We start from the raw sequence: 12,688 nt of genomic DNA on the forward strand, positions 1-12,688 counted from the left end.
TTTGGAATTTAAAAATTTGAAAATTATCTTTACTGTATGAGCAAAAGAGATTTAAAAAAATATTTAGGCGAATTAACCAAAGAGCAGTTAGAAGAACAATTGATAGAATTGTATGAGAAATTTGCACCTGTCAAGGTGTATTATGATTTTGTTTTTAATCCGAAAGAAGACAAATTGCTGCAGGAAGCAAAGGTTAAAATCTCGCACGAATATTTTCCTATCAAAAAACCGGGAGCAAAATGGCGACCTAAAGCCAAAATGAGAAGATCGGTTGCCCAGAAATTAATTAAGCATTTTATAATGTTGGGTGTCGATTCGTATGTTGTTGCCGATATTATGCTTTACAATATCGAAATTGCGCAAACGTTTTCTTCGCAAAACTTCATCAAGCAGGAATTATTTTACAAAAGTATCCTAAATTCTTTTGAGCAAGCAGTCAATTTTATCGTTTCAAACGGAATTTTTAACGATTTTAAATTGCGAATTAATGCAATTCAGAACGAAACTGTAGAGCAAAAATGGAAAAATAAGTACGATTTTGAGGCAATTTTGGAGAAAATCGACTACTAAATGCCCTTCTCATAAAAAATCTTTATTTAAAAAAAATATTTATTTTAGGTTAAAATAAGATGAATAACTGTTTTTTCGGTGTATTTTTGCAAAAATCCAAAAATAAACAATGTCTCAAAACACTTTAGAAATACAAAGAGAAGAGAAGAAAGAACTTTATGCATACCAAAAAGGCGACATAGACGCTATTTTTGACCGTTTAGACAATGCTCCTCCAAAACATCATTTACTGTATCAGCTTCCTACGGGAGGAGGAAAAACAGTGATATTTTCTGAAATCGTTCGCCGCTATTTATCTCATAATGATAAAAAAGTGGTTGTTTTAACGCACCGTATCGAACTTTGTAAACAAACTTCAAAAATGTTGACAGGTTTTGGCGTTACAAACAAAATAATCAATAGTAAAGTAAAAGAATTGCCAGACCAGAATGATTTTTCTTGTTTTGTGGCGATGGTTGAGACTTTAAAAAACCGTATTAATGATGAAAAACTTCATTTGGACAATATCGGTTTGGTTATTATTGATGAGGCACACTATAACTCGTTTAGAAAATTACTAAACTCGTTTAAAAATGCTTTTATTCTTGGAGTAACAGCAACGCCTTTGAGTTCGAACATAAAATTGCCAATGCACCAAAGTTACAACGAACTTATTGTAGGTGATACCATTGGATCTTTGATCGAAAAAGGTTTCTTGGCAAAAGCAACGACGTATAGCTACGATGTTGGTTTGACTTCGTTGAAAGTGGGTATTAATGGTGATTATACGGTAAAATCTTCAGACGATTTATATACGAATACTTTGATGCAGGAAAAATTGCTGCATGCGTATACAGAGCGTTCTTTAGGAAAGAAAACGTTGATTTTCAACAACGGTATTCATACATCTTTATATGTATATGAAACATTTAGAGAAGCGGGTTACGATATTAGACACTTAGACAACACAAGCAGTTCTGAAGAGCGTAAAGATATCTTACAGTGGTTTAAAAAGACTCCAGATGCTATTTTGACTTCTGTCGGAATTTTGACAACTGGTTTTGACGAACCGACTGTAGAAACGATTATTTTGAACAGAGCAACAAAATCGTTGACTCTATATTTCCAGATGATTGGCCGTGGATCTCGTAAATTGCCTGGAAAAGATGAATTTACAGTTATCGATTTAGGTAATAATGCAGCGCGTTTTGGTTTATGGAGCGATCCTGTAAACTGGCAGCACATCTTTAAATCGCCAGAATTCTATTTAGAAAACTTGCGTGATGATCACGAAATCGAAATGTTCTTTAAATACAGCATGCCACCAGAATTGCGTGCAAAATTCAGCAAAACAGCCGATGTTAGTTTTGATGTCGATGAAGAACATAAATTAATCATCAAACAGAATCTTCGTTCTAAAGTAGTTTTAGACAAATCTTTAGACCAGCATGCGGGAATGTGTGTAGACAATACAGAAACACTTCAAGAAGCCAAAATGCTTGCAAAAGAATTGGAAGATGATATTGAAGACCGTATCAAACGTTATTCAAAATGTTTGAGCCAATGCAGTAAAAACTACCGCGAATGGCTGGTTGACGATTACAAACAAAGATTGACCTTGTTAATCGGTAAAAAATATCGTGAGAAAATCATGAACGAACCAGATTGATAATTTTTAAGTTTTTTTGTTTCAGGTTTCATGTTTCAAGTTGTGATGCCCGAAAATATAAATTAATATATGATCTTTGTCAAAGTTATAAACTTTGACAAAGATTTTCCTTTTTTAAAACAACAACAAAACATTCTGATTAAAAACAATCTAAACTCTAAAATCAGAAATCTAAAATATAAAACATGTCTAAACCATTCTCAGTATTAGGAATTTCAGCTCCAATTTTAAAAGCTTTAAGCGAATTAAATATTGTTGAACCTACAGAAATTCAGCAAAAAACAATTCCGTTATTTTTGGACGAAACTCATGATATTGTAGGTTTAGCCAAAACAGGAACAGGAAAAACAGCCGCTTTCGGATTGCCATTATTACAATTAGTTAATCCAGAATCAGCTGAAGTTCAAGCGGTAATCTTAGTTCCAACAAGAGAATTGGGACAGCAGATTTTTAGAAATTTGGAAAGTTTTTCAAAATATATTCCAAATATACCAATCGCATCTATTTGCGGGGGAACTCCAATAAAACCGCAAATCGAAAGATTAAAAGAAGGTGCGCAAATTGTTGTGGCAACGCCTGGACGCTTAATTGATTTGATTCAGCGAAAAGCCATCAACATTAAACAAGCGGAATATTTAGTTTTGGATGAAGCTGACGAAATGGTTTCTATCCTTAAAGAAAGTTTAGACGAAATTGTTGCTGAATTGCCTAAAAAACACCGCACTTTATTATTTTCTGCAACACTTCCTGGAACTATAAAACAGCTGATTCAGAATTATTTGAATAAAAATGTAGTTCAGATAAGTGCCAACATGGAAACTGTTGGAAACGAAGGAATCGATCACGAATATATTGTAGTTGATCCTATTGAAAAACTAGAAGTTTTAATGCATTTCTTGAATTCGAGAGATGGCGAAAGAGGAATTATTTTCTGTAAAACTAAAGCCGCTGTTAATAAATTGGCTAAAAATCTAGCGATTAATAAGTTTTCTTCTGGAGCACTTCACGGCAGTTTAACGCAAGGAATTCGCGATCGAATTATGGAGCAATTCCGAGAAGGGCATATTAATATTCTAGTGGCAACCGATTTAGCAGCGAGAGGAATCGATGTAAAAGAAATTTCGTATGTCATTAATTACCACCTTCCTGACACTTACGAAAATTACGTTCACCGAAGCGGAAGAACCGCAAGGGCAGGAGCAAAAGGGCTTTCTTTAACCGTTTTACAGCAAGAAGAAGTTTTTGAAATTGCGGACTTTGAAAGAGAATTAGGAATTAAATTTTCTGAGTTCAAAAAACCTTCAGCGGCAAGTTTGGAAGAAAATAATATGCTTTTATGGGCAAAACAAATCTTCAAAACAAAACCAAATCATGAACTTTCTCAGGATTTGAAAACACGCGTAAAAACTGTTTTTCATCATTTAACGAAAGAGGAACTAATCGAGAAACTAATGGCAAGTTATGTCTTACAGAACAAAATCGATATAGTTGAAAAAACAGTTAAAAAATTCAAAAAGTAATAAATATGACAATTGTCATTGCATATTAAAGTTGTATATTTATAAGGAATTATTTTATAATCCTACTTAATACAATATATATGAAAATAGTCATTATTGGAGGAGGATTTGCAGGACTTAATCTAGCGAAAGAGCTTGTAAATCAGCCTCAAATACAAGTAACTCTTGTAGACAAGAATAATTATAACTTTTTCCCACCACTTATATATCAGGTTGCCACTGCATTTTTAGAGCCATCGAGCATTAGTTATCCTTTTAGAAAGTTCTTTGCAGGCAAAAAAAATCTACAATTTCGTTTAGGCGAATTACTTTCTGTTTCTCCTGCTGAAAAGAAAATTACTTTGAGCAACGGAGAATTGGATTACGATTATCTGGTTTTTGCCACGGGAGCAGAAACGAGTTATTTTGGCATGGAAAACGTTATGAAAAACGCCATTCCGATGAAAACCTTAAATGATGCCATCGTAATGCGTAATACGTTGCTTAAAAATCTAGAAAAAGCTGCGATTTGCAAGGATATGCGTAAAAGACGTAAATTATTGACAATTGTAGTCGCTGGAGGCGGACCAACAGGAGTGGAAGTTTCTGGAATGTTTGCTGAAATGCGTAAAAATATCCTTTTAAAGGAATATCCAGAATTGGATACATCAGCAAGTAATGTTTATTTGGTCGACGGAGGAGATGCTTTACTGTCACCTATGAGCAAAGAATCTCAAAAAGATACGCTAGATGCTTTAACTAAACTTGGTGTTGTAGTAAAACTGAATACTAAAGTTGTGGATTACGTAGATGACACTGTAATATTTGAAAACGGAGAAACTATAAAAACCAGAAATCTAATCTGGGCCGCAGGAGTATCTGCAAAGATATTTGAAGGAATTCCAAAAGAAAGTTACGGTCGAGGCAGACGTATGGCAACGGATCAATACAATAAAGTAAATGGTGTTGAAAACATCTACGCTATTGGTGATACTGCTATTTCATCTGGCGATCAAAATTTCCCAGATGGACATCCGCAAGTTGCTCAGGTTGCGATTCAGCAAGGATTAAATTTAGCTAAGAATTTTAAAGCAATGGTTACTAATAAACCGCTTAAACCATTTGCTTACAAAGACAAAGGTTCTATGGCTATTATCGGAAAAGCAAAAGCCGTTGTAGATTTACCAAGTCCGAAATGGCATTTTAAAGGGTTCTTTGCTTGGATTATTTGGCTGTTTATCCACTTAATTTCATTAATAACGTACAGAAACAGATTAAATACATTCTGGAACTGGATGGTCGCGTATTTCGCAAAAGATCAATCACTTAGAATGATCATCAGACCGGATAAGAAAACGCAAAACTGAAGGAATAAAATTCCAATCTTTTAAATTCCAAATTCCAAACTTGGAAAAATATTAAATGCAAAAAGCCAAAATCTAATGATTTTGGCTTTTTTATTGGAATTTGGAATTTAAAAGATTGGAATTTTAAAATATTTGGAATTTATTTTTTTAGTGCCCGATCATAACATCATCACTATCCGACAATTCTACCTTTTGTTTAATAAAACGTTTTCCGATATTTAAAATAAGAAAGGCTGTAATAGTTGTAGTCGTCATAATGGCAACCATTGGAGTTACAGAGTTTTTCACGAAAACCCCAATAGCAAATGAAGCCAAAGCACCGATTCCCAACTGAATTGCGCCCATTAAAGCAGAAGCGCTTCCAGTATTTTTAGCGAAAGGAGCAAGCGTTAATCCTGCCGTATTTGGATTTGAAATTCCTAGACAAGCTAAAAACAAGAATAACATTCCGATGGTTTGATACAATCCTAAAAGATCATTCAAAGCCAGAATCAAAAATATTATACTGATAACGGATTGCGAAATCAAGGCTCCAAAAATCATCTGTTCGCTAGAAAACCGTTTTAAAAGCATAGAATTCAACTGACTAGATCCAATAAAACTAACCGACATAAGAGCAAAAATCCATCCGTACGTTTTAGCGTCAACCTTGTAAATATCCATAAAAACTAAAGGTGAAGCCGCCACATAAGAAAACAATCCTGAAAAAGCTATTGCTCCAGTAAAGGCATACGTGTAAAATTGTGGTTCTTTTAAAACGGAAAGAAAATTAGAAATAATCGGTTTTGGTTTTAATGAAATCGAAGTGTCAGGTTTATAAGTATCTGGAAGTCCGAATTGTGAAGCTGCCAGAATTACAATTCCCATGCACATCAGAATAAAAAATACGGCATGCCAGCCTAAATCTTCTGTAACATAACCGCCAATAGTTGGCGCCAACATTGGAGAAAGTCCAACAACTAGCATTAAAAGAGAAAATACTTTTGGTATGTCTTTTACAGGAAACAAATCTCGAACCATCGCTACAGAAGCAACAGTTGCAGCACAGCTACCAACAGCTTGTACAAATCGAAGAAATATAAAACTATCAATATCAGCTACATAAATACATCCTAAAGAAGCTAAAATGTAGACTAGAAGTCCAATGAACAAAGGTTTTTTACGTCCGAAACGGTCTAATAAAGGTCCATAAAGCAATTGTCCAGCTGAAATTCCGATAAAATAGCTGGATAAACTCATAGAAACTTTGGCAACAGTGGTATTTAAATCTTTTGCAATTCCCGAAAAACCAGGCAAATACATATCAATTGAGAACGGACCAAGAGCTGTTAAAGAACCTAATATCAGGATAAGCTGAATATATTTTTTTGTTGTCATTTTCTTAAAAAAGGGCTTATAATTTTTTGCAAAGGTAAAGATTTCATATCTTGTTATAGAACTTGAAGAAGTTTATAACAATAAATTAAAGTAATTGCCGGCATTATTCGGCATAACTATTTATTAATCTTAAAATTAAAATTATGAAAAAGTACCTTTTACTATTAGCAGTTTTATGCACATCAATGTCGTTTGCACAAACCATTACATCAAAACAAGAAGAAGCTAGTACAGAACAATACGAGCTCTTGAAAAAAGTAAACCAGTATTATCCAGACATTACATTAAGCAAATCGGTTACCAATTTTTATGCAGACGGAAAAATTATCGATTCGCAGCAGGATTTTGATTTAAGAGGCACAAAATTTTCAAGTTACAAATTAGGGATTGAGCCAGGAAATAAAAAGGTGAAATTTGATTATACATCAACTGAAGCAGGCCACGTATATGGCGACGTTACCATTTTTAACGGGAATGCGTTAAGAACAACTTTTAATGAAAAAACAAACCAGATTGACGTATCATTAAATGGAAAATCTGTTTATTTGAAAAAATTATAAATTTTCTAGAATTTAGAAAAAGCATCGCAAACTTGTGATGCTTTTTTGATTTATATTTGATTCAGATTTTAATAAAACAAACTACAATGAAAAAATTTCTTTTCCTGGCATTTATAATTTCCTTGCAATCATTTGCACAGCAAAATAAATTCTCAGGAACTTGGGGAAACGAAAAATGCAAAGACTGCAAAAAAGAATTCATTTTTACAATTACAATTGCACAATCTAATTATAAGATTTTTGGAACCGCCGAAGTTACGAGCGAACACAAAGATTTGAATTCTGGAATTTTGGAAGTTTCCGGACATGTGTATCCGCATGGCGATAAAGCTCAGATAAAATTTAAAGATAAAAACGGAATTACATCAAGTGCCGTTTTATTTGTAGAAGATAATGTAATGCAGTTCACCAAAAATGGCGGAGGCGATCTAATACCAAAAGAGATGATTTTGAAGAAATTATACGAATAAGCTCCTTTTCGGAGTTGCTTCAATTTGAACTATAATTTATATTATGTAAAATAGAATATTTCAAAAACCGCCCTATGATAAACTATATAGTTTTTAGTTCGAAAATTTTCATTTTGTCTGAAACTTAGTTTACCATACTTCTGTTCAGTTGCATTTTAAATTTTTAAAACTCAAATATTCAAATGTCATAAATACGCTGTATGATTTTATTTTTAAAATATTTTCAAATATTGAAATTTCAGCGTATCTGATTAAAAGATTTATAGTAATTCAAGTTGTCCATAAATGCGCTGTACGGTTTTAAATTTTAAAAATTTTCAAATATCACAAAATCGTCAGTTTAGTTCTGAATGGTTTATTATGCAATAAATCAATTCGCTTTTCAGGTCTTATTACCATTATCTTTTAACATTTCTTTAAAATAATTAGTTTCTGCTAAAGATACTTTCATTGTAAGACTTTATTTTACTATTTTTACATTCGATACTTTAAAAATAAATTATCACATATATGAATACAGTTGCTGAGCATATTGCAGATTTTTTAAAAGAATACAAACCATTTGATAATTTAACTTTCCAGGAATTATCAGATATTGCTACGAATATTCGTGTCATTAATTTAGAAAAGCATGCGGTATTATTTCAAAATAACGATCCGCTTCATGAAAACTTTTATGTTGTAGCTTCTGGTGTCATTAATCTTACGACTATTGCCGACGCTGAAGAAACCATTTTGAATAAGTGTCATGAAGGCGATATTTTTGGTTTGCGCCCGTTTTTTGCAAAAAATAACTACATGATGACGGCTAAAGCTCGTGAAGAAAGCATAATTTATGCTATTCCTATCGCTGTATTTAGACCTTTTGTAGCCAACAATTCTGATGTTTTAAATTTCTTGCTGGAAAGTTTCGCTGTAAATTCGCGTCACACCAAAGACAGCATGAACTCGAACGGCAAGCTGATTTCTGATGCTGATTATATTGACCAGCAGACAGAAATGCAATATATTCAGTCACTTAACTATAATAATTCGCCATTAACAACTCAAGCGAGTTCTATAATTAAAGACGTCGCAATTTTAATGACAGATTCTATGTTAGACAACATTATAATCTGCGAAAAAAATCACCCTATTGGTATCGTTACCAATGCCGATTTATCATCAAAAATTGCAACTGGACGCTATCCTATTACTGAAACTATAGACAAAATTATGTCGTCTCCGGTTGTAACGGTTTTAGAAAATGTGTCTTTGGCAGAAGCTCAATTGTTGATGCTTAAACATAATGTTACACACTTATGCGTAACTAAAGATGGTACAAGCAAATCTGTTGTAAAAGGAATCATTTCTGAGCACGATCTTATTGTAGCACAAGCTAGTAACCCTGGTGTATTAATTAAAGAGATTAAGCGTTCTCAGCTTCCAAAAGACTTAAAACAAATACGTGATCGTCTATCTGATTTGATTCAGAATTCGATTCAAAAAAATATTCCAATTTCACACGTAAGCAATATTGCGAGTGAAATTAACTTAGCTATTATTAAGAGAGCAGTCGAATTATCTATTTTAGATTTAGGCTCCCCTCCTGCACGTTTTGCATGGTTAAGTATTGGAAGTCAAGGACGTAAGGAGCAATTATTACTTACAGATCAGGATAGTATTTTAATTTTTGAAGATGTTACTCCTGAAAAATATAGAGAAGTAAAAGATTATTTCTTACGATTGGCAAAACGAACCACTTCTATTTTAGAAAAAGTAGGTTACGACTATTGCCCGAACGGACACATGGGAAGCAATATGCTTTGGTGTAAATCATTGAGTGACTGGACAAAACAATACAATAGCTGGATGAATACTCCAGGTGAAAACAGTAATGATTTGAGCAGTATTTTCTTTGATTATGAAATTGTTTTTGGTGAACCAAAAATTGAAGAAGCGATCGAAAGTGTGATTTTCAAGAATGCTGTAAACAATACTTTATTCTTTGACTTTTTAGGAAATGATGCTTTAAAAAGAAATTCGCCTTTAAGTTTCTTTAAGAAATTTATAACCGAAGAAGACGGTCCGCATAAAGATAAATTTGACATTAAGACAAGAGCTTTAATGCCATTAATTGACGGAGCACGTTTGTTGATATTAAATGCCAACATAAAAGGAATTCAGAATACCTATTTAAGATTCAAGCAATTAGCAATTACAGATTCTAAAAATGCCGAAATTTATTTAAGCTGTGCAGAAGCTTTCTTAACACTTTCGAAATTTAGAACTGTTGAAGGATTAAAAAATGACGACTCTGGCCAATATATTAATATAAGAGAAATGTCAAAATCTGACAAAGAGAAATTAAAAAATGCATTGTCCCCAATGAAAGACCTGGAGGAACTGATTAAAAGTAAATTTCAATTGACGCAATTCTCATAAAATATGCTAGACTGGCTAAAAAATATCAATAAAGACTATCCAGATTTCTGGAAAGACTATTTAACTAAATTCGAAACCAAACCTAATAAGTTTGTTGTTCTCTCGACTGAAACTTCTGGACTAAATCCGGATAAGGATGTTATATTGTCTCTTGGTGCCTTTTCGGTAATGGACAACAGCATAGTTATCAAAGAAAATTTCGAAACGGTTTTATTGCAATACAAATATCTTCAGGACAACGGACTTTCTAATGAATTTATCATAGAAAGCAAAATGATGAAAATGCCAGAACCGGATGCTTTGGAAGCTTTTGTGAACTTTATCGGTAATTCTATTTTAGTTGGGCATCATATTAATTTTGATATTGAAATGCTGAACGCCGCTTTGGAACGTTTAGATTGTGGACGTTTAAAAAACGAAGCGCTAGATGTTGATGTGATGTATAGAAAATTGACTGATATAAACGACAAACAGTTTTCTCTTGATGATTTATGCGAAATTTATAAGATTCCAAAAAGCGACAGAAATTCTTCTTCTGAAGATGCTTATAGAATAGGACTTTTATTTTTGAAATTAAAATCTCGTTTGGGAATAAAATAGGAATTGGTTTTAACCATATAAGTTATATAAGGAATTTTAAGTTTTGTAATGTAACTTTTGAAGGAAAGAACATAGAAAAACAAAGCTTTCAGACTGAGCGAAGTCGAAGTCCGAATTATTATTATAAAACAAAAATGCCTCTTAAAATTAAGAGGCATTTTTTTGTTTCAGAAGCTTCTCTCCTACTTTTAACATAAGTGCAAGAATAAAAGAAACTAATTAATATTATGAAATTTTAATTAATTCTAATAAATCCTCCAAACAATGACCTTATTTTAATACAAAAAAAACTTTTAGTAGATAATTGACTCTGAAGCTTTAATCTAAATTTATAAAAAGTAAGAAAATACTTTTATTATAAATTTAAATCAAACTAAGAAGCCATGTCAAAATTTTCAGAGCAGGTTCATATTTCGATCAGTTTCTTCGAAAAGAACATTATTTATTACGATTTGAAGCTTTCACAGAAAATGGCCGACCACCATTATTTTTCTTTTGTCTGGCAGTATACCGGAAAAGCAGTTATAGAGCCGGAAGACCAGGAACAGGCGATAAGCAGATATAACGGCAGTGAAGTGATTTTTACCTTTAAGGTGAATGGAATAAGGCTGATGTCTAAAGGAATTATTAACGGCTTGGAATCTGTAGATCTTCACGGCAGTCCCGCAGGTCTTCATGTTTACGGGATAAGCCATACGGTTCTTCTGGATGATATGGAGAAATCCAGGATTTTTATGGATAAAAACCTGCAGCAGATTGCTCTGGAAATTTTTGCCGAAACCAGTTCGGGAGAATTTTACCAGCGTGAAGCAATTGTGCCTACCCATACAAAAGCATTCAGCAATAAGCCCCAGTACAATGAAACTAGCTTTAATTTTATGAAAAGGCTTGCGGCCAGATATGGGCAATGGTATTACTTTGACGGAATGAGGATGCAGTTTGGGCAGACCAAAGCCAGCAAGGTAAAACTCATCAACGGTTCTTCGCTGCATCAATTTAGAATAAAAACAGGTCTTGCCTCGCACATGGCATCACTGGGAAGTTATGATTATAACACTGCCGAAAGCATCAGAAACAGTGCTGAGAAATCATCAGGTAATAGGGATAGATTTTCGGTTTCAGCGGCGTATAATCAAGGCGCTATTACGCGCAAGGACTTAAGCGTTGGCGCTTATACCAATAATGCGCAGAATAAGGAAGAAATTGACGAAATGGTCAGGCTGCAGACAGCGGCGAAGGACGCCAACAGTGTTTTTTACGGCGGAATTTCCTATTATCCAATCGGAGTGGGACAGGTTTTTACGATCCAGAATAAAACGGTAGAACATGAGCTGATAGCCGTAGAAGTTACCCATTATTCTGAAGTAAACGGAAACTACAGCTGCGAGTTCAAAGCTATTCCGGCAGATGTGGCTGTTCCGCATTATACCAATCCAAAAGAATTTGCATTTGCAGACAGCCAGCCTGCCAGAGTAATAGACAACAATGATCCCGATAAAATGGGAAGAATAAGAGTCTCCTATTACTGGAACGGATGGGGAAATGAAAGCGACTGGATGCGAATGATACAGCCTCACTCTGGTAAAGGGAAAGGTTTTTATTTCATTCCCGAGATCGGCGAAGAAGTATTGGTAGGCTTTGAAGGCGGCAACTGTGAATGCCCTTATGTAATGGGAACACACTATAACGGCGTTGCGGCTTCTGGTTACGAAACTCCTCAGAATGATGTAAAAGTAATAGAGACCCGAAGCGGAAACCGAATCATTTCTAATGATGAAACTGGTGATGTGACTATCGAGAGCCAGAAAGGCCAAACCATCGCGGTGATTCACGGAGACGGAAATATAAGATTTAAAGCGCCTAAAAATATTGAGTTTGAGGCTGGGGAAGATTTTATTGTTAAAGCTGGAAAAGACGTTAAAATAGATGCGGAACGAGATATTACACAAACAGCCGACCGTAATATTGACATATATGCGGCAGGAAACATTAATGAAGCTGGAGATAATAAAACGGAGAATATCAGTGAGAATTACACGAGAAGCGCACATGAATCTACACAATTTGCAGAAAAAGTTGAAATTTTTAGCACTAAAGAAAATATGCTTTTAGAAAGTACGCAAAAAACAGTAGAGATTAATAGTGCCGAAAAAACAAATCATTTCTAATAAAA

10 protein-coding genes are annotated in these 12,688 nt (G+C 33.9%); 9 read left to right on the forward strand and 1 reads right to left on the reverse strand.

Annotated elements, in window-relative coordinates; all coding sequences use genetic code 11:
* The first annotated feature begins 36 nt into the window (after positions 1-36).
* The 4 genes from ACWA1F_RS07230 (at position 37) to ACWA1F_RS07245 (ending at position 5,084) form a co-directional block, all read left to right on the forward strand.
* The gene (locus ACWA1F_RS07230) at positions 37-570 is read left to right on the forward strand and encodes a DUF6155 family protein (RefSeq protein ID WP_456892853.1); all 534 of its coding nucleotides are present in this window, start codon (positions 37-39) and stop codon (positions 568-570) included.
* Positions 571-679: 109 nt separating this feature from the next.
* On the forward strand, positions 680-2,218 hold the full coding sequence (locus tag ACWA1F_RS07235) for a DEAD/DEAH box helicase (protein ID WP_095929316.1): 1,539 nt from the start codon (positions 680-682) through the stop codon (positions 2,216-2,218).
* A 185-nt stretch (positions 2,219-2,403) separates the two neighbouring features.
* Entirely contained in the window at positions 2,404-3,738 is a 1,335-nt protein-coding gene (locus ACWA1F_RS07240; RefSeq protein WP_456892856.1) for a DEAD/DEAH box helicase, read from the forward strand.
* A gap of 80 nt (positions 3,739-3,818) precedes the next feature.
* Positions 3,819-5,084 carry an NAD(P)/FAD-dependent oxidoreductase gene (locus ACWA1F_RS07245; RefSeq protein ID WP_456892858.1) on the forward strand — a complete coding sequence of 422 codons (1,266 nt, stop codon included), beginning with the start codon at positions 3,819-3,821 and terminating at the stop codon, positions 5,082-5,084.
* Positions 5,085-5,231: 147 nt separating this feature from the next.
* On the opposite strand, the gene ACWA1F_RS07250 is transcribed toward ACWA1F_RS07245, so the two are convergent.
* Entirely contained in the window at positions 5,232-6,461 is a 1,230-nt protein-coding gene (locus ACWA1F_RS07250) for a multidrug effflux MFS transporter (protein ID WP_456892860.1), read from the reverse strand.
* Between the two features lie 143 nt (positions 6,462-6,604).
* Between ACWA1F_RS07250 and ACWA1F_RS07255 the strand changes: the two genes are divergently transcribed.
* The 5 genes from ACWA1F_RS07255 (at position 6,605) to ACWA1F_RS07275 (ending at position 12,683) form a co-directional block, all read left to right on the forward strand.
* Positions 6,605-7,021 (forward strand): hypothetical protein, encoded by a 417-nt coding sequence (locus tag ACWA1F_RS07255; RefSeq protein ID WP_456892862.1) that lies wholly within the window; start codon positions 6,605-6,607, stop codon positions 7,019-7,021.
* An 86-nt stretch (positions 7,022-7,107) separates the two neighbouring features.
* Entirely contained in the window at positions 7,108-7,491 is a 384-nt protein-coding gene (locus ACWA1F_RS07260; RefSeq protein WP_456892864.1) for a hypothetical protein, read from the forward strand.
* A gap of 510 nt (positions 7,492-8,001) precedes the next feature.
* Complete coding sequence (locus tag ACWA1F_RS07265) at positions 8,002-9,915, forward strand: DUF294 nucleotidyltransferase-like domain-containing protein (RefSeq protein WP_306155150.1); 1,914 nt, start codon at positions 8,002-8,004, stop codon at positions 9,913-9,915.
* Between the two features lie 3 nt (positions 9,916-9,918).
* Entirely contained in the window at positions 9,919-10,515 is a 597-nt protein-coding gene (locus tag ACWA1F_RS07270; RefSeq protein ID WP_306155151.1) for a 3'-5' exonuclease, read from the forward strand.
* Positions 10,516-10,898: 383 nt separating this feature from the next.
* The gene (locus ACWA1F_RS07275) at positions 10,899-12,683 is read left to right on the forward strand and encodes a type VI secretion system Vgr family protein (RefSeq protein ID WP_456892866.1); all 1,785 of its coding nucleotides are present in this window, start codon (positions 10,899-10,901) and stop codon (positions 12,681-12,683) included.
* The last annotated feature ends 5 nt before the right edge of the window (positions 12,684-12,688 follow it).

Source organism: Flavobacterium erigeronis (genome assembly GCF_054075165.1).

Coding starts and splice junctions, on each gene's coding strand:
- ACWA1F_RS07230 (WP_456892853.1), top strand. CDS start 37: ATGAGCAAAAGAGATTTAAAAAAATATTTAGGCGAATTAACCAAAGAG.
- ACWA1F_RS07235 (WP_095929316.1), top strand. CDS start 680: ATGTCTCAAAACACTTTAGAAATACAAAGAGAAGAGAAGAAAGAACTT.
- ACWA1F_RS07240 (WP_456892856.1), top strand. CDS start 2,404: ATGTCTAAACCATTCTCAGTATTAGGAATTTCAGCTCCAATTTTAAAA.
- ACWA1F_RS07245 (WP_456892858.1), top strand. CDS start 3,819: ATGAAAATAGTCATTATTGGAGGAGGATTTGCAGGACTTAATCTAGCG.
- ACWA1F_RS07250 (WP_456892860.1), bottom strand. CDS start 6,461: ATGACAACAAAAAAATATATTCAGCTTATCCTGATATTAGGTTCTTTA.
- ACWA1F_RS07255 (WP_456892862.1), top strand. CDS start 6,605: ATGAAAAAGTACCTTTTACTATTAGCAGTTTTATGCACATCAATGTCG.
- ACWA1F_RS07260 (WP_456892864.1), top strand. CDS start 7,108: ATGAAAAAATTTCTTTTCCTGGCATTTATAATTTCCTTGCAATCATTT.
- ACWA1F_RS07265 (WP_306155150.1), top strand. CDS start 8,002: ATGAATACAGTTGCTGAGCATATTGCAGATTTTTTAAAAGAATACAAA.
- ACWA1F_RS07270 (WP_306155151.1), top strand. CDS start 9,919: ATGCTAGACTGGCTAAAAAATATCAATAAAGACTATCCAGATTTCTGG.
- ACWA1F_RS07275 (WP_456892866.1), top strand. CDS start 10,899: ATGTCAAAATTTTCAGAGCAGGTTCATATTTCGATCAGTTTCTTCGAA.